At 62.6% G+C, this 16,771-nt stretch carries 15 protein-coding genes; 10 read left to right on the forward strand and 5 right to left on the reverse strand.

Features of this window, described 5'->3' with window-relative positions:
- From dnaB to RCH91_RS21090, 3 genes are all read left to right on the forward strand, one after another.
- A partial coding sequence (gene dnaB / locus RCH91_RS21080; RefSeq protein ID WP_306537412.1) for a replicative DNA helicase occupies window positions 1-940 on the forward strand: 940 nt, incomplete at its 5' end.
- Window positions 930-1,739: an acyl-ACP--UDP-N-acetylglucosamine O-acyltransferase gene (gene lpxA, locus RCH91_RS21085; protein WP_306537414.1), complete on the forward strand. Its 810-nt coding sequence runs from the start codon at window positions 930-932 to the stop codon at window positions 1,737-1,739. The genes dnaB and lpxA, both read left to right, overlap by 11 nt.
- A 95-nt stretch (window positions 1,740-1,834) precedes the next feature.
- Entirely contained in the window at window positions 1,835-3,142 is a 1,308-nt protein-coding gene (locus RCH91_RS21090) for a hypothetical protein (RefSeq protein ID WP_306537416.1), read from the forward strand.
- Between the two features lie 88 nt (window positions 3,143-3,230).
- Here RCH91_RS21090 and RCH91_RS21095 read toward each other — a convergent pair whose 3' ends face one another.
- The 4 genes from RCH91_RS21095 to dusB are packed head-to-tail and all read right to left on the reverse strand — an operon-like array spanning window position 3,231 to window position 7,354.
- Window positions 3,231-3,794, reverse strand: a complete 564-nt coding sequence (locus RCH91_RS21095) for a hydrolase (protein ID WP_306537418.1) — start codon at window positions 3,792-3,794, stop codon at window positions 3,231-3,233.
- A 16-nt stretch (window positions 3,795-3,810) separates the two neighbouring features.
- The gene (locus tag RCH91_RS21100) at window positions 3,811-5,253 is read right to left on the reverse strand and encodes a sigma-54 dependent transcriptional regulator (RefSeq protein WP_306537420.1); all 1,443 of its coding nucleotides are present in this window, start codon (window positions 5,251-5,253) and stop codon (window positions 3,811-3,813) included.
- 38 nt (window positions 5,254-5,291) lie between these two features.
- On the reverse strand, window positions 5,292-6,383 hold the full coding sequence (locus tag RCH91_RS21105; protein ID WP_306537422.1) for a nitrogen regulation protein NR(II): 1,092 nt from the start codon (window positions 6,381-6,383) through the stop codon (window positions 5,292-5,294).
- Window positions 6,380-7,354 carry a tRNA dihydrouridine synthase DusB gene (dusB, locus tag RCH91_RS21110; RefSeq protein WP_306537424.1) on the reverse strand — a complete coding sequence of 325 codons (975 nt, stop codon included), beginning with the start codon at window positions 7,352-7,354 and terminating at the stop codon, window positions 6,380-6,382. Before dusB ends, RCH91_RS21105 begins: the two co-directional genes overlap by 4 nt.
- A gap of 205 nt (window positions 7,355-7,559) precedes the next feature.
- On the opposite strand from dusB, the gene RCH91_RS21115 reads away from it, so the two are divergent.
- Entirely contained in the window at window positions 7,560-7,751 is a 192-nt protein-coding gene (locus RCH91_RS21115) for a hypothetical protein (RefSeq protein ID WP_306537426.1), read from the forward strand.
- A gap of 22 nt (window positions 7,752-7,773) precedes the next feature.
- On the opposite strand, the gene RCH91_RS21120 is transcribed toward RCH91_RS21115, so the two are convergent.
- Complete coding sequence (locus RCH91_RS21120) at window positions 7,774-9,435, reverse strand: HD domain-containing phosphohydrolase (protein ID WP_306537427.1); 1,662 nt, start codon at window positions 9,433-9,435, stop codon at window positions 7,774-7,776.
- A 226-nt stretch (window positions 9,436-9,661) separates the two neighbouring features.
- Between RCH91_RS21120 and RCH91_RS21125 the strand changes: the two genes are divergently transcribed.
- From RCH91_RS21125 to RCH91_RS21150, 6 genes are all read left to right on the forward strand, one after another.
- Window positions 9,662-10,432, forward strand: a complete 771-nt coding sequence (locus tag RCH91_RS21125; protein WP_306537429.1) for an enoyl-ACP reductase — start codon at window positions 9,662-9,664, stop codon at window positions 10,430-10,432.
- Window positions 10,433-10,598: 166 nt separating this feature from the next.
- Window positions 10,599-12,149 carry a GTPase HflX gene (hflX, locus tag RCH91_RS21130; RefSeq protein WP_373694421.1) on the forward strand — a complete coding sequence of 517 codons (1,551 nt, stop codon included), beginning with the start codon at window positions 10,599-10,601 and terminating at the stop codon, window positions 12,147-12,149.
- A gap of 92 nt (window positions 12,150-12,241) precedes the next feature.
- Complete coding sequence (locus RCH91_RS21135) at window positions 12,242-13,765, forward strand: lytic transglycosylase domain-containing protein (RefSeq protein WP_306537431.1); 1,524 nt, start codon at window positions 12,242-12,244, stop codon at window positions 13,763-13,765.
- A gap of 42 nt (window positions 13,766-13,807) precedes the next feature.
- The gene (locus RCH91_RS21140; protein ID WP_306537433.1) at window positions 13,808-14,539 is read left to right on the forward strand and encodes a M48 family metallopeptidase; all 732 of its coding nucleotides are present in this window, start codon (window positions 13,808-13,810) and stop codon (window positions 14,537-14,539) included.
- 78 nt (window positions 14,540-14,617) lie between these two features.
- Window positions 14,618-15,832, forward strand: coding sequence for a DUF401 family protein (locus RCH91_RS21145; RefSeq protein ID WP_306537435.1), 1,215 nt, complete (start codon window positions 14,618-14,620; stop codon window positions 15,830-15,832).
- 64 nt (window positions 15,833-15,896) lie between these two features.
- Window positions 15,897-16,766 (forward strand): OmpA family protein, encoded by an 870-nt coding sequence (locus tag RCH91_RS21150; protein WP_306537437.1) that lies wholly within the window; start codon window positions 15,897-15,899, stop codon window positions 16,764-16,766.
- The last annotated feature ends 5 nt before the right edge of the window (window positions 16,767-16,771 follow it).

The following is a 16,771-nucleotide window of genomic DNA, read 5'->3' on the forward strand; positions in this document are numbered from 1 at the left end:
CGAGGCCGAGGCCAAGGTATTTGCCATCGCCGAGTCGGGATTTCGTCACCAGAGCGGCTTCCAGCACATCAATCCGCTGCTGACGCAAGTGGTCGAGCGTATTCAGGAGCTGCATGACCGGGAAAACGCCTCGGACATCACCGGTGTGCCCACCGGCTACCACGACCTCGATGCGCGCACTTCGGGACTGCAGCCGGGTGACCTGCTGATCGTCGCCGGGCGTCCGTCGATGGGGAAGACTTCGTTCGCCCTGAACATGGGCGAACACGTGGCGATCGAGGTAGGCTTGCCGGTCGCTGTGTTTTCAATGGAAATGGGCGGTGCCCAGCTGGCCATGCGTATGCTGTCCTCGGTGGGCCGGCTCGATGCGCATCGCGTGCGAACGGGGCGCCTGAACGACGACGAATGGTCCCGTTTGTCCTTTGCGCTGGGCAAAATGCACGAAGCGCCGCTTTACATCGACGAGACTCCCGCGCTCAATCCGATCGACTTGCGCGCCAGGGCGCGCAGGTTGCACAGGCAGTGCGGCAAGCTCGGCTTGATCATCATCGACTACCTCCAGCTGATGTCATCGGCCAGTCAGGGAGGTGGGGAGAACCGGGCCACGGAAATCTCGGAAATTTCACGTTCGCTCAAGGGACTGGCCAAGGAATTGAGCGTTCCGGTCATCGCCCTGTCGCAGTTGAACCGATCATTGGAGCAGCGACCGAACAAGCGCCCGGTGATGTCCGACCTGCGCGAATCAGGCGCCATCGAGCAGGATGCCGACGTGATCATGTTCATCTACCGCGATGAGGTCTACAACCCCGACACGCCGGACAAGGGCACGGCGGAGATCATCATCGGCAAGCAGCGTAACGGCCCCATCGGAACAGTAAGGCTTCTGTTCAACGGCCAGTACACCAAGTTTGAGAGTCTGGAGAAACGTCATGACTACTAGCATCCATCCAACAGCACAAATAAGCCCCACTGCCACCATCGCCGACGGTGTGGAGATCGGCGCCAACGTCATCGTGGGTGATCAATCCTCTATCGGCGCCGGTACGAAAGTGATGGCCAACGCCGTGATCGGCCCCTGGACCCAGATCGGTGAGAATAACGTCATCCATTACGGCGCCATCGTGGGCCACGACCCCCAGGACTTCGGCTACAAGGGTGAGGAGAGCTGGACCATTGTCGGCAACGGCAACATCATCCGCGAAGGCGCCACCATCCACCGGGGGAACCGGCCGGGGACCAAGACGGTGATCGGCGACAACAACCTGTTCATGGTCAACTCCCATGTGGGGCACAACTGTGTGCTGGGAAACAACATCATCCTGGTCAATGGAGTGCTCCTTGCGGGGCACGTGGTGGTTGAGGACCGGGTCATTATCTCCGGCAACTGCGCGGTGCACCAGTTCTGCCGCATCGGGAAGTTCGCCATGATGCGGGGGATGTCCCGCTCCACCCGCGACGTCCCCCCCTTCTGTATCCTGGATGACACCAACACGGTGAGGGCACTGAATATCGTGGGGCTGCGGCGCAACGGTTTCGACCAGGGCCGTATCCGGGCCATCAAGAACGCCTTCAAGCTCCTCTTCCTCTCGGGGCTCAACATGCAGAACGCCCTGGCCGAAGCGGAGCGCACCCTCAATATAACCGACGACGTCCGCTATCTCCTGGACTTCATCAAGAGCTCCAAGCGCGGAGTCTGTTTCGGGCGCGGCGTGATCGTGGACGTGGAGGACAAGGAGTAGGGGCGAATCTTGTATTCTGTATTCGCCCTGCTCGCACCAATGGAAAAGGGCGATCACAAGGATCGCCCTTACAAAACCACCAATCGAGGAAAATCATGACCCCATATACACCCCTTGCACAGCTTCCTGAAGCCGCCGGCTATGGGAAAGGCGACGTCTTTGTCCTCTTCGGCGAGCTTTTCGGCCGGGGCTACGCCAACGGCATCGTCGACGAGGCCAGGAAGGCCGGCATGACCATCATCGGCGCCACCGTGGGGCGCCGCGACAACAACGGGCCGCTCCGCCCCCTCACGCCGGAGGAGCTTGCCGAGGCCGAGGCGAACCTGGGCGGCAGGATCATCAACGTGCCGCTGGAGGCGGGGTTCGACCTGGAGCCCGCCGCCGATGGCTTTACCCCCGCTGACCGCCTCAAGGGGGTGAAGCCCGACACGGTTGTGGAGACGAAGCTCGACATGGCCGCCATCGAGGAATCGCGCCGGAAGGGGCTCGCCCGCTTCCGGGAGAACCTGGCCCTCTTCGCGAAGGAGCTCGAAGGGCTCGTCCCGGCCGGGGCCAACGTTCTCGTGGCCCACACCATGGCCGGGGGAATCCCCCGGGTCCGGACCCTCATGCCGATCCTGAACCGGGTCTTCAAGGGGCAGGGCGACCGCTACCTGGCGTCGGAGCCCTTCTGGATATCCGACGTGGGGCAGCTCTGCTCCCTATCCTTCGACGAGGTGACCGCTGACACCTTCGGCGCCCTCATTGCCGCCACCGCCGGGCTCCGGAGCCGGGTGGAAGGGGCGGGGCGCCGCATCTCCTATTCGGCCTACGGCTACCACGGCTGCGCGGTGCTGATCGGCGGCGAGTACCGCTGGCAGTCCTACACCCCCTACCTCCAGGGGTGGGCCAAGATCCGCCTGGAGGAGGCTGCCACGAAGGCTTGGCAGGAGGGAGTGAAGGCCACGGTCTACAACTCTCCCGAAATTCAGACCAACTCCAGTGCCCTCTTCCTCGGGGTTGAGATTTCCCTCTACCCGCTGCTGGCGGCGCTGCGGAAGGAAGGTGTCGGCCCTGCCGCCACGGCAATCTGGGACGCCTGTCAGGGACTCCTGAAGGAGGGGGAGACCCTCGAGGCTCTCCTGGCCAGGGCCGAGGCCTACCTCTCGTCGCCGGTCCTGAAGCCCTTTGGGACCTACGATGAGTGGCCCCACCACAACACCGCCGAGCAGGCGGGCCTCATGCTCACCGTCTCCGACGAGCTCATGGCCATGAGCGCCGATTCCAAGAACGTTGTCTGTGCTGAGCTCTCGAAATCGGTCTTCCAGGTGGTGGGACGCCTCATGTTCGACCATTCCTGGAACCCCCAGGCACCGGTGCTGTGGCTGAACCACGATGTCATCGCCCGGCGGCTGGTTTCCTGACCGGCCGACGGATAGAAGCATAAGCACAAAAAAGGAGCCGTCCCGATCGGGGCGGCTCCTTTCATTATGACGGCTGTGATTCGTTTGTTTATCTCACGAGCTTCGACAGCTTCTTGAACTCCTCGGTCCCGGCCACCCGCAGCAGCTGGAAGAGGGCTGCCTCGGTGGAGGTGATGGCGGCGCCGGCCATGGCGGCGGTATTGAGGGCCACTTTCCAGTTCCCCTTCCTGCGGCTCATGACCGCGTCCTTCACCAGGTGGACGTGGTACCCCCGCTCCCGAAGCTCCAGGACCGTCTGGAGGACGCAGACGTGGGTCTCCATGCCGGTGACGATCACCTGCTTCCGCCCCAGTTCGGCCAGCCGGTTCAGGAAGGCCTCGTCGCCGCAGCAGCTGAAGGTCATCTTCTCGTAGGCGGTCCCCTCGAACTGCTGGCGCAGCTCCGGCAGGGTGCAGCCGAGCCCCTTCACGTACTGCTCCGTGGCCACCACCGGGATGCCGAGCTCTTTGGCGGCCTCCAGGAGGATGCCGGTGTTCTTCGTGAGCTGCGCCAAGACCTCCTGGTCCATGGCCATGCAGAGCTTCTCCTGCACGTCCACGACGACGAGTACCGCCTGGTTGCGATCGAGAAAAAACGTGTCCATGATGCCCATACGGTGATTCCTCCTTTCAGTCCTTCCTGATTTCGATCCCCAGTTCCTGAATCTTTTTGCGAAGCGTGTTACGGTTGATGCCGAGGATGTCGGCCCCCTTCACCTGGTTCCCCCGGGTCTTTTCCAGGACGAAGCGGATGAGGGGGCGCTCGATCTGCTTGAGGACCAGGTTGTAGATGTCGCCAGTCTCCATCTTGTCCAGGTTGGTGAGGCTTGCCCGAAGCTTCATGTCGACCAGGGCCTCCAGCGATAGCTCGTCGGTGGCCACGGCCTCGCCGGTGCGCTGGATGCGGAGTCCCGGAAAGTCGGCCGGGGTGAGGAGCGGGTCCGAGGAGAGGATCACGGCCCGCTTGATGGTGTTTTCCAGTTCCCGCACGTTGCCGGGCCAGGAGTAGGCGGTGAGGAGCGCCATGGTCTCGGGGGAGCAGGTCCTGCCGGGTACCTCCAGTTCGGCGCAGGTCTTGTGGAGGAAGTACTCCACCAGGGCCGGGATGTCCTCCTTGCGCTCCCGCAGGGGTACCAGCTGGATCGGCACCACGTTCAGGCGGTAGTAGAGGTCCTCCCGGAACTGCTTGGCGCGGGCCAGCTCCTCCAGGTTCTGGTTGGTGGCCGCCACGATCCGCACATCCACGGCGATGTTCTGGCTTCCGCCGGTGCGGGTCACCTCCTTCTCCTGGAGGACCCGCAGGATCTTCGCCTGGAGGTCCAGAGGCATGTCGCCGATCTCGTCCAGGAAGATGGTGCCGCCGTTGGCCTGCTCGAACTTGCCGAGCTTGCGCTCCACGGCGCCGGTGAAGGCCCCCTTCTCGAAGCCGAAGAGCTCGCTCTCAAGCAGTTCCTTGGGGATCGCCGCGCAGTTGAGGGCGATGAAAGGCTTGCCGAACCGCTTGGAGTTGAAGTGGATGGCCCGGGCGATGAGCTCCTTGCCGGTTCCCGATTCCCCCTGGACCAGCACCGTCACGTCGCTGGGAGCCACCTTGCCGATGGTCTTGTAGACATCCCGCATGGCCGGGGAGTTGCCGACGATGTTCTTCTCCAGAAGATAGCGATCCTTGAGCTCTTCCTTGAGGATCGACATCTGGGAGGTGAGTTCCCGCGCCCGGTTCACCTTCTCGATGATGGCATCGATCACGTCCAGGTCGAAGGGCTTGGTGATGTAGTCGTAGGCCCCCCGCTTCATGGCCTCCACGGCGTTCTTCATGCTCGCCTCGGCGGTCATGATCACCACAAGGAGGTCGCTTTTCAGCTCTTTGACCCTGTCCAGGAGGTCCAGCCCCGAGATGCCGGGCATCTTGATGTCGAGGATCGCCAGGTCGTAGTCGCCGGACTGGATGAGGCGCAGGGCCTCCTCCCCGTCCCGGGCGAGATCCACGGTGAATCCCTTTTTCCGCAGGGCCTTGGAGAGGACCCAGCGCATGCTTTCTTCGTCGTCGGCAACCAGTATGCGGTTGAGTAGCATAATAAAACCTCGGCTGAAGGCTGAAGGAGCCTGTTAATTTACTGTATCAACGGCAGCATCACCGTGAGCGTCGTCCCCTTGCCAGGGTCCGATTCTACTTTGAGCATTCCCCGGTGTTCGGAGACGATCTTCTGGCAGATGGCGAGGCCAAGCCCCGTTCCCTTCGCCTTGGTGGTGAAGAAGGGGGTGAAGAGCTGCTCGATCTGTTCCTTCGGGATGCCGGGGCCGTCGTCGCAGACATCGATGGCCACCATGCGTGAGCGCCGCTCCCCCTTCTGGGTCATGCTGTAGTCGGAGATGACCCGGCTCGCGACCCGGATGGACCCCCGCTCCTCCACCGCCTCCACGGCGTTCTTGATCAGGTTCAGGAAGAGTTGGGTCAGGAGCCCCTCGTCGGCCAGGATAGGAGGGATGCTCGGATCGAACTGTTGTTGAAACGTGACGGTTTTTCCTTCGGATGCCCGCTTTCTTAGGGTGATGATGTCGCCGAGCACCTTGTGGAGGTTCACCCTGGAGAGCTGGAGCTTCCGGGGCGATGCCAGCGCCAGGAGCTCCTCAACGATCCGGTTTACCCGGTCCACCTCCCTGACCACGATCCGGACGTTGTCCCGCAGCTCGCTGTCGGGGGGGAGTTCCATCTCCAGGAGCTGGGCCGCCCCCTTGATCCCTCCCAGGGGGTTCTTGATCTCGTGGGCCAGGCCCGCCGCCAGGGTGCCGAGAGTGGAGAGCCGGTCGGCGTGGCGCACCGCATCCTCCAGCTCACGGATGTTCGTCAGGTCCCGCAGCATGAGGATGGTGCCGATGGGCTCACCGTTCTGAAGCAGGAGCGGGAAGGTGGTGGCGGCGACAGGCGTCAGATGCTTCGCTTTCTTGATGACGATGTTCTCGTGGTCGGAAATAGTCATGCCGGTGGCGGAGGTTTTCGCGACCATCTCCAGCAGGATCTCCTTGCTGCCGAAAAGCGTCGCGAAGGGGTGTCCCAGGGCCTGGCGCCGTGAGACGGCGGTGATCTCCTCGGCCGCTGGGTTCATGAGGGTGACCCGCCCCTCCAGATCGATGACGATGACCCCGTCGCCGACGCTGTCGATGATGGTGGCAAAGAACGCTTCGTTGGTGTTTTCCGTGCTCATGGCGCCTCCGGCGCGAAGAAGCGGTGCAGCGCTTCGAGCAGGGCCTCCTTGCCCTCGATGATGTTGACGGCCTTGCGGAACTGGGCCGCACCGGCCAACCCGTGGGAATACCAGCCGAAGTGCTTGCGCATCTCCCGCAGGGCCACCCGCTCGCCGCTCAGCTCCGTGAAGAGCTCCAGGTGCCGGAGCGCGGCCCGGAGCCGCTCTTCGGGGGCGGGGGGGGCCGGCTCCCTGCCGTCGAGCATGGCGAGGGCCTGACTGAAGATCCACGGATTCCCCAAGGCGCCCCGGGCCACCATGACCCCGTCGCAGCCGGTTTCGGCCAGCATGGCGGTGACGTCGGAGGCGGTGAAGAGGTCGCCGCTGCCGATCACGGGGATCGTCACGCTCAGCTTCATCTCCGCGATCTTGCGCCAGTCGGCGTGCCCCTCGAACATCTGGGACCGACTCCGGGGGTGGAGAGAGATGGCGTCGCACCCTTCATCCTCGGCAATCCGGGCTATTTCCAGGAAGTTGGCCTCGTCACAGGCCCAGCCGCTGCGGATCTTGACCGTGAGGGGGAGGCGCGTGGCACGGCGCGTCTCGCGGATGATGGCCCGGACCTTTGCCGGCTCCCGCAACAGGGCGCTGCCGGCGCCGGTGCCGACCACCTTCTTGACCGGGCACCCCATGTTGATGTCGATGAGGTCGCCGTGCTCCTCCACCATCCTCGCCCCTTCGGCCAGAAGCTGCGGGTCGTCGCCGAAAAGCTGGATGCCGAGGGGGCGGTCCTCCGTCACGCTCCGCAGAAGCTCGAAGGTCTTGCGCCCTTCCCGCACGAGGCCGTTTACGCTCACCATCTCGGTGAAGCAGAGGCTTGCCCCCTCTCTCCGGGCCAGAAGCCGGAAGGGGAGGTTCGTGATCCCCGCCATGGGGGCGAGGATCAGGTTGTTAGCCAGTGTCAGAGAGCCGATGCTTATAGGTTTGAGCATTGATGATAATTCTTCGCGTGGACGATGGTGTGCTTAAAATTTAAGCATGGTACCACGGGGGGCGAAAAAGGCAAGGAAAATCTCCCGCGGAGGATGGGGGTGTCAAGCCGCGGCAATTGACATTTGGCGCGGCGGGAATTACCCTTTGGGAGCCGATTGTGTGCGGTGTTCCGCGTTGAAAGGCGAAGGTTTAAAGGGGGAGAGCATGGAAATCGTTGGTGGCTTCATGGTGATGATGTCGATCCTCGGCCTGTTCCTGACGGTCATCTGGCTCGTCATGCCGTTCGTGCTCTATGCCGTGAAGGAGAAAGTGGCGCAGAACCACGCCCTTCTGGAGTCCATCGACCGGAGGCTCGCCGCCATCGAAGAACGGCTTCGGGAGAGTGACCAGCCATGAAAGGCCTGGGCACGGGATCGCACTATTCTCCCGACACCTTCCGGAACGCTTGCGGAAAGATCGCGTAGAGTTCCCTCCCCATGGTCCGTTCCACGTAACGGGCGAAGCACTCCACCACCTTGGGATCGAACTGGTCCCCGGCCCCTCTGCGCAACTCGGCGATTGCCTCGCTGATGGAATACCCCTTCTTGTAGGGCCGCTCCGATACCATGGCGTCGAAGGAGTCGGCCACCGCCACGATCCGCGCCGCAAGGGGGATTTCCTCCTCCTTCAACCCCGTCGGATAGCCTCCTCCGTCATATCGCTCGTGGTGGTGGAGGATGGCGGGGAGAATGTCGTTAAGCTGTGCGATGGGGGAAAGGATGGCGACCCCTTTTTCAGGGTGGGCCCGCAGCGGAGGGAATTCGTCATCGGAGAGGACCGCCGGCTTTTCGAGGACCGCTTCGATTACCCCGATCTTGCCGATGTCGTGGAGGAGGCCGCCGAGCCGTACCCGCTCCACTTCCAGTTCCGAGAGACCCATTTCCTTGGCGATGCGGGCCGCGATGTGCATGACCCGCTCCGAATGCCCCTTGGTCCAGGGGCTCTTGGCGTCGATGGCGTTGGCAAGGCTTGCCACGGTGTTGATGAAGAGGCTTCGCATGTCCTCGTAGAGCCGCGCGTTTTCCAGGGCAACCGCCATCTGGGAGGCGATCTTCTCGATGGTGAAGGTTTCTCCACGGGCGAATTTCCCCGCCTCCGTATCACCCAGGAGCAGCACCCCCTTTACCTCGTCCCTGACCACCAGCGGGATGGCCAGAACCGACCGGATGCCGAGGGAGTAGAGGGCCCGGTCCACGGCGGCCAGGCTCTCGGCCTTTTCCATGTAGACTACACTCGTGCTTCGCCGGTTCCGGTAGGCGTTCCAGGCGGCACAGCGCCCCCGGGGGAGCCGCGCGCCGGTGCGCAGGGCGTCGGGAACCGGAAGCTCCCCCGCGTGGGATGCCATGACCGCCAGCTCGTTCCCCTCCACCTGGAGGATTGCTACGAACTCGCACCGGGTTATCCGCTCCACGTGCTCCATGGCGGTTCCCAGGATTTTGTCGCGGGAGAGGGACGAGGAGATCGCTTTGTTGATCTCGTCGAGGGTGAGGATCACGTCGATGCGCCCCGCAAGGTCCAGGGCCATGTCGAGGGATTCATCGAAGATCTGGATGTGGGAAACGATCAGGGCCGCGTGTGAGACCATGTCGCGGATTACCGCCACTTCGTCCGGGGAGAAGGGGGGAAGCTCCCTGGTCCGGGCGACGAAGACCGCGCCGATAACCTGATTGCGGGCCACCATCGGCACCGCCAGGAGCGTCAGGTTCCGCAGAAGTTTCCTCAGTTTGGGGGGGAGGAGGTCCGATGCGCCGGGGTCGGACAGGAGCAGATGCTGCTTCTTGCGGAGCATCCCCTTGAGAAGGGGGATCTTGTCGGGAACGAGGGGCATCTCCCGGAAGACGGGGACAAAGCGGGACGGGAGGCCATAGCTGCGGGCCGGGGCGAAATCTCGCCGCTCCCGGTCGAAGAAGTAGACGGCGATCCACCGGCTCTTGACGAGCTTCTTGAGGAGCCGGGACAGGTCCTTTACGACTTCATCCACGTCGGCAAGGCCGCTCAGGCGCTCGCTCCCCTCGATGACCTCATTGAACGTGTCGACCATGGTGCTCACCTCTTTGTGTAGTTTGCCACCAAATACCCCATATGTCTTGCCAAAAAAAGGTTTTTTTATTACTATCCTTCAGTTCTTCCGGCGCCGTGTCGGCAAAGGAAGATACTCCACGCCGAATCACCGGGCCGCTGCGGCCGGCCCCCGGATTCGCCACGCACGGTCAGCACGAAGGATGGCGCCATGATGCGCCGTCTCTGTTTTTCAGGAGGAATCTGTAATGGGTCTATTGGACGGCAAGAAGGCGGCCATTTTTGGCATCGCCAATGAGAAGAGCATCGCGTGGGCCATTGCCCAGGCGTTCCGGCGCGAGGGGGCCGAGCTGGCCGTAACCTACGCCAACGAGACGGTGGCAAAGCGGGTTATTCCTCTGGCGGAGAGCATTGGGGCATCGCTCGTGCTCCCCTGTGATGTGCGGAACGACGCAGAAATAAAGGATGTCTTCGCCGAGATAGAAAAAGCGTGGGGCGGAATTGACACCCTCGTCCATTCGATCGCCTTTGGCAGCAAGGAGGAGCTGAAGGGCTCATTCCTTAATACAACCCGCGAGGGGTTTGCCCTTGCCCTGGATGTCAGCGCCTATTCCCTCATCGCCCTCATGAAGGAGGCCCATCCCCTTATGGCGGGGAAGGGAGGGAGCGCCATCACGCTCACCTACTATGGGGGCCAGAAGGTTTTCCCGAGCTACAATGTCATGGGGGTAGCCAAGGCGGCCCTGGAGATGAGTGTCAGGTACTTGGCAGAGGCGGTGGGGGGGGATGCCATCAGGGTCAACGCCATTTCGGCCGGACCCTTGAAGACCCTGGCTTCGGCCGGCGTGGGGGGATTCAATCAGATTGCCGGTCATGTGGCCGAAAAGGCGCCGCTTCGCCGCAATATAACCCAGGAGGAGGTGGCCGGGGCGGCCGTCTACCTGGCAAGCTCCCTTTCGAGCGGTGTCTCCGGCGAGGTCCACTTCGTGGACAGCGGCTATAACATCATCGGGCTGTAACGAACCGGGACCGGGGATCCGGGACCGGGAAAGGCGGAGAACGAATATCAAGCAGCTGCACGGCAACCTCATCGGCCTGAAACCGAACCAGATCGCATCGCTGGAGCGGCTCTACCGGCGCCGCGTCCCCCCCGACGAGCTCCTTACCACCGAGCTGGCAGGGAGGATGATTGAGATCTCGCGGGAGATCCGGCGGCAGATCGGTGTTCTCATTGACCGTCACGGAGCCGTAGAGTACGTGATCGTCGGCGACGAGAGAGGGATCTTCATCCCCGAGCTCTCCGACTATCCCCTGGGGCGCCGCTTGCTGCGGGGGCTACGCTACATTCACACCCACCTCAAGGGAGAGTCCTTCTCCGAGGACGACCTGACTGACCTGGCGCTCCTGCGCTTCGACCTCATGGCGATCCTCCAGCTCCACCCCGACGACCGCCGCGTTGCCATCCAGACCGCCGCCCTCACTGCCGTCGTCGGCGCTGTCCACCCCTACCGGGTGGAGGCGTCCCAGCCTCTTGCCACCTTCCGGATGGACTTCGGTTTCTTCGTGTCACACCTGGAACGGGAGCTGGAGAAGGCTGTCGCCACCGAGGCCCGAGAAGTTGCGGCGGCGGGGGAGCGGGCGATTCTCATCTCCGTCACGAAGCAGTCCCGGGAGGAAGCCGAAGACTCCCTTGAGGAGCTCAAGGAGCTGGCCCGCACCGCCGGGGTTGCCGTCCTCGATGCGGTGATCCAACGCCCCCGGCAGTTCAACCCCCGCTACCTCATGGGTGAGGGGAAGATGCGGGAGGTGGTGATCCGGGCGCTCCAGCTGGGTGCCACGATCCTCATCTTCGACCAGGAGCTCTCCCCTGCCCAGGTCCGCTCCATCTCCGAGATGACCGAGCTCAAGGTCATCGACCGGAGCCAGCTCATCCTCGACATCTTTGCCCGCCGGGCCACGAGCCTCGACGGAAAGGTCCAGGTGGAACTGGCCCAGCTGAAATACATCCTGCCGCGCCTTACCGGACGGGGGGTGCAGATGTCGCGCCTCATGGGGGGGATCGGCGGCCGGGGTCCCGGCGAGACGAAGCTCGAAACGGACCGGCGGCGGATCCGCGACCGGATCGCCAAGCTGGAGCGGGAGTTGGAGGAGCTCTCCCGGGGGCGCCAGCAGCGCCGCCAGAAGCGGGTGCGGGCCGGGCTCCCCATCGTCTCCATCGTCGGCTACACCAATGCTGGCAAGTCGACACTTCTCAATGCCCTCACCCGGAGCCAGGTATTCACTGAAAACCTCCTCTTCGCCACCCTCGACACCTCGACCCGCCGGCTCCGCTTTCCCCGGGAGCGGGAGGTCATCATCACTGATACGGTGGGCTTCATCCGCTCTCTCCCCAAGTCCCTCATGGGGGCCTTCAAGGCGACCCTGGAGGAGTTGCAGGATGCGGATTTGCTGCTCCATCTTGTCGACTGCGCCAACCCTCGCGTGGATGAGCAGATCCACCAGGTGGAGACGATTCTGGAGGAGCTGAAGCTGGGGGACAAGCAACGGCTCATGGTCTTCAACAAGGTGGATCTGCTGCCGGAGCTCAAGAAGAAGAGTCCCCTCGACTTCATGAAGGTCCGCCAACTGGCTCGCCGCTTCAATGCCATCACCGTCAGCGCCGTCGATCAGGCAAGCCTCGAATCGCTCCTCCAGGAGATGGAGCGCCGTTTCTGGCCTTCACCCCCCCCACCTTGACACCGTCGCCCTAATCACCTATACTGCCCCCTCCATCCGGCACCGACTTCCCACATCCGGCCGCCTTGGCCATGCGCGGAAGGTATTCCCCCATGAAAAAAGCACTGCTCCTCCTGTCCATAAGTCTCTTGCCGGTATTCCCCGCCCGGGCATCGGAAACCCGCCTCTCACCCCTCAAGGAACTGGCTGCGCTGGGCAATACCGCCTCGCTCCCGGACCTCTCGGGTGTTGTTCCCGCGGGGTTCGACTCCCGGTCGAAGGGTGAAGCAGCCGGCAGTTCCGGCCGCAGATCCGGATACCCCGATCCGTCCATGGGCGAGTTGATTGTCATCGAGGATCAGCTCGCCTCCGATGGCGACTTTGAGCTGAAGCTCCCCGAAGAGCCGCTCCCCGATTCGGACATACCCCTTACCCTCAACGGCCAGGTGGAGTACTTCATCCGCTACTTCCAGACTTCCGGCCGCAAGGGCTTTGCCAAGTGGCTTTCCCGTTCCGAACGCTACATTCCGATGATGAAGGAGGTTCTGAAGAAGCACGAACTTCCCGAGGATCTGGTCTACCTGGCCATGATCGAGAGCGGCTTCACCCCCCATGCCGTGTCGGTGGCGAGCGCCGTGGGGCCGTGGCAGTTCATCTCCGGCACCGGCAAGCGGTACGACCTGCGGATCGACCAGTGGATCGACGAGCGGCGGGACCCTCTGAAGTCTACGGTGGCGGCCGCTCTGTACCTCAAAGAGCTCTACGCCATGTTCAACAACGACTGGTACCTGGCGGCGGCGGGATACAACGCGGGGGAGAACAAGATCCTGCGAGCCATCGATCGGTACAATACGCGTGACTTCTGGGAGATCTCCAAGGGGTCGTACCTGAAGCGGGAGACCAAGGAGTATGTGCCTAAACTCCTGGCCGCGGCCATCATCGCCAAGGAGCCGGCCCGCTACGGCTTCGCTGATGTAGCCTACCTCCCCCCCATCGAGTTCGACACGGTTGCCATCCCCTCGCGCACCGATCTGGAGGTGGCGGCGAAGCTCTGCAATGTGGACTATCAGGTTGTCAAGGAGCTGAATCCTGAGCTGCGCCGCTGGTGCACCCCGCCGGGCTACCCCGGCTACGAGCTGAAGATTCCCAAGGGGAAAAGAAAGGTCTTCGAGCAGGCCTATGCGCAGCTCTCCGAGGACCAGCGTTACGCCGAGCGGGTAGTCTACGCCCGTTACCGGGCCAAGAGGAAGGACACCCTCGCGGCGATTGCCCACCGTTACGGCACCACCCCCCATACCCTGGCCGAGGTTAACAAGCTGAAGGTCACCGCCAAGGTGCGGGGGCGGACCCTCCTTGTGCCGGTTGCAGCTGAGAAAGAGCCGGAGGTTCGGACCGCGAAGGCTGAGGCTCCCCGCAAGGAGAGCTCCAAGGAGTTCAACAAGTACTATACCGTGAAAAAGGGCGACACCCTCACGTCGCTTTCGAAGAAATTCAATATCTCATCCCGCATCCTTACCGCCTGGAACAACCTGAAGGATAAGATGGCGCTCCGCCCCGGCAAGCGGATCATCGTTGCAAAGTACGTGGAGAAGAAGGGTTCCATGGTGCCGGTGTCCGGCGGCAACGACAAGGGTTAATGGGCACCACGCTCCACCCAGCACGAAAGGACTGACTATTTCATGTATAATTTTCTGATTTCCGGCGGCATCGCACTTGCCTCGATACTCATCATTTTCCTCGTTGCAGGGCCTTCGTCCTGGTGGTGGGCAATCCTCGTGGGCCTCGTCCTCTTCGGCGCCTCATTCCTCCTCATTTCCCGGATTGTCATGAAGAAGATCCTGGTGATCATGGAGACTGCCAACCGCGACATACAGGCCCAGCGGGTAGACAAGGCCATCCGCGAGCTGAAGGAGGCATTCAAGTATGCCAAGTGGCAGATGTACGTGGAGGGACAGATCAACTCCCAGATCGGGATGATCTACTACCTGAAGCGGGATTTCTCCACCGCGTTTCCCTACCTGGAAAAGTCCTTTGCCAAGAACTGGGTCACCATGGGAATGCTGGCCGTCAGCTACATGAAGCGGAACAAGCGCGACAAGATGAAGGAGACTTTCGAGAAAGCGGTCCAGTGGTCCCCCAAGGAGTCGCTCCTCTGGGCGCTCTATGCCTACTGCTGGACCGAGTGCGACGACATCGGCCAGGCGAAGGCGGTTCTGGAGCGGGGGCTCAAGAAGCTTCCCGGCGACGAGAAACTGAAGACGAACCTGGAGTCGCTCCAGGAGACAAAGAAGATGAAGATGAAGGTCTACGGCGAGATGTGGCTCCAGTTCCACCTGGAGCGCCAGGGAGTCATCATGAAGCAGCAGATGGCTGCCATGGGCGGGGCTAAGAGGCGGGTGGTCAGGAGATAGGCCGCTATCGTCGGCATGCAGCGAGGTACGGAAAGGGACGGGTGTTCGTCCCTTTTTCAGTTTTGATCGGGGCAATGCATGATTGATCTCCTGAAAACCCTCGCCGTTCTCGCCGCCGTGGTTATCATGCTGCGCCGCAGGTGGCACCTGGGGATGGTCATGGCCCTGGGGGCGGTGCTCCTGGCGTTCTCCTACCTCACTCCGCCGCTCCGGTTCCTGGCCGGGGCATGGACTGCCCTCACCTCGGCCAAGGCCCTTGAAATGACGGCCACCCTCGTTTTCACCATGATCATGGAAAACATCCTCCGCACGACCGGCACCCTCAGGCGTATGGTGGCGAGCCTTTCGGAGATCCTCCCCGACACCCGGCTCATCATGGCCGCCATGCCGGCCATGATCGGGATGCTCCCCTCGCCGGGGGGAGCGGTCTTCTCGGCGCCCATGGTGCGGGAGTCGTCGGCCCACCTGGCGCTCCCCCCCGACCAGAAGGCCTTCATCAACTACTGGTACCGTCACATCTGGGAGTACGTCTCTCCCCTCTATCCCGGCATCATCCTGGTTGCGGGGCTCTCCCGCATCCCCTACCAGAAGATCGTCATGGCGAACGCCGTCTTCGCGGTGTCGGTGGTCGTCTGGGGAGCCCTTTTCTGCTTCCGGGGAGTCGGTCCTGCGCCGGTGCCGCGGGGGGAGACGGTCGGCAAGGGGCGGGCGCTTCGCACCTTCATCCTCTCGGTAGCGCCGATTCTTGCAACACTCGTCCTCGTGGTGGTGCTGCGGGTCAACCCGGTAGTGGCCATGGGGGGGATGACGGTGCTTCTCTTCATGGCCCACCGCTATGGACCGGCTAAAATCGTGACGACACTCCGGGAGAGTGTCTCCTTCAAGGCCCTGTCGCTCATCTTCGGCATCATGATCTTCCAGGAGACCCTGCGGCTCACCGGAGCCCTGGACGGCATTTCGCATTTTTTCGCGGCAAGCGGCCTGCCGACGCTCGTCATCATCACTGCCATTCCGTTTCTGGCGGGAGTCATGACGGGACTCACCGTGGCCTTCGTGGGGATTACCTTTCCTATCCTGATGCCGCTCATGGGGGGAGACATTCCGTCGCTGGGACTTATCTCCCTCGCCTTCGGCAGCGGTTTTGCCGGGGTGATGCTCTCGCCGGTCCACCTCTGTCTTGTGCTGACGCGGGAATACTTCGAGGCCGATATGGCAAGAGTCTACCGCCGTCTCTGGTTTCCCCAGGCCCTGGTGCTTGCGGCGGCCGCGGTGCCGGTGTATATTTTCTCGTAGCCGTGTATGCCGGGATGCGGTTCGCATCGCGGTTTTTTTTCTGTAATTGAAGGAGGTTTTCATCATGGCAAGACGGATCGTGTTTCTGATGTTGGTGGCGGTCACGGGTCTTTCCCTTTCCGGGTGCCTCGTGGCCGAGAGCAAATACCTGAAGAAAGTGGAGGAGGCCGATACCCTTGGGAGGGAGGCTGCCACCCTCCAGGAGATACAGCGGGAGCTGGCTACCGAGAACGGCGCCCTGAAGGCACAGCTTGCCAAGGTGAAGGAAGAGGCGGCCGGGCTTGCAAAGGACAAGGAGAAGCTCGGTGCCGACAACAAAGAACTGGAGCAGTCACTGCGGGCCAATACCGATTCCCTTTCCCAGAGCGTCGCCGACCTGAGGCAGAAGGTTGCGGACCTGGAGGCCGAGAACGTCCGGCTCAAGGCAGAGATTGCCTCCACCCAGATGGCCAAGGAGGAGAAGGTTCGCGAGGTGAGCAAAACCTATGAGGATCTCCTCGACCGTATGAAGGGGGAGATATCCCGGGGGCAGGTGACCATATCCGAGCTCAAGGGGAAGCTGACGGTCAACATGGTCGACGCCATCCTCTTCGATTCGGGCAGGGCGGAGGTGAAGCGGGGGGGGGAGGAGGTACTCGCGAAGGTGGTCGATATCCTGAAAGGTGTTCAGGACAAGGCAATCCGGATCGAGGGGCACACGGACAACGTCCAGATTGTCGGCAACCTGACCAAGCGCTTCCCTACTAACTGGGAGCTCTCCGCGGCCAGGGCCATCAACGTGACCCGCTACCTCCAGAGCCAGGGGATCGACCCGGCGGTCCTTGTGGCGGTGGCCAACGGCGAGTTCCGTCCGGTGGCTCCCAACGACACCGACGAGGGGCGGGCGAAGAACCGCCGGATCGAGATTGTCCTTGTCCCTCGGGACGCGCCGTGACGAGC

The organism is Geobacter sp., assembly GCF_030834625.1.
Taxonomy (GTDB): domain Bacteria; phylum Desulfobacterota; class Desulfuromonadia; order Geobacterales; family Geobacteraceae; genus Geobacter.

Bases quoted from the DNA above. Each gene is read 5' to 3' on its own strand.
- lpxA (WP_306537414.1), top strand. From the start codon at position 930: ATGACTACTAGCATCCATCCAACAGCACAAATAAGCCCCACTGCCACC.
- RCH91_RS21140 (WP_306537433.1), top strand. From the start codon at position 13,808: ATGTATAATTTTCTGATTTCCGGCGGCATCGCACTTGCCTCGATACTC.
- RCH91_RS21115 (WP_306537426.1), top strand. From the start codon at position 7,560: ATGGAAATCGTTGGTGGCTTCATGGTGATGATGTCGATCCTCGGCCTG.
- RCH91_RS21090 (WP_306537416.1), top strand. From the start codon at position 1,835: ATGACCCCATATACACCCCTTGCACAGCTTCCTGAAGCCGCCGGCTAT.
- RCH91_RS21120 (WP_306537427.1), bottom strand. From the start codon at position 9,435: ATGGTCGACACGTTCAATGAGGTCATCGAGGGGAGCGAGCGCCTGAGC.
- RCH91_RS21150 (WP_306537437.1), top strand. From the start codon at position 15,897: ATGGCAAGACGGATCGTGTTTCTGATGTTGGTGGCGGTCACGGGTCTT.
- dusB (WP_306537424.1), bottom strand. From the start codon at position 7,354: ATGCTCAAACCTATAAGCATCGGCTCTCTGACACTGGCTAACAACCTG.
- RCH91_RS21100 (WP_306537420.1), bottom strand. From the start codon at position 5,253: ATGCTACTCAACCGCATACTGGTTGCCGACGACGAAGAAAGCATGCGC.
- RCH91_RS21125 (WP_306537429.1), top strand. From the start codon at position 9,662: ATGGGTCTATTGGACGGCAAGAAGGCGGCCATTTTTGGCATCGCCAAT.
- RCH91_RS21095 (WP_306537418.1), bottom strand. From the start codon at position 3,794: ATGGGCATCATGGACACGTTTTTTCTCGATCGCAACCAGGCGGTACTC.
- RCH91_RS21135 (WP_306537431.1), top strand. From the start codon at position 12,242: ATGAAAAAAGCACTGCTCCTCCTGTCCATAAGTCTCTTGCCGGTATTC.
- RCH91_RS21145 (WP_306537435.1), top strand. From the start codon at position 14,618: ATGATTGATCTCCTGAAAACCCTCGCCGTTCTCGCCGCCGTGGTTATC.
- hflX (WP_373694421.1), top strand. From the start codon at position 10,599: ATGATTGAGATCTCGCGGGAGATCCGGCGGCAGATCGGTGTTCTCATT.
- RCH91_RS21105 (WP_306537422.1), bottom strand. From the start codon at position 6,383: ATGAGCACGGAAAACACCAACGAAGCGTTCTTTGCCACCATCATCGAC.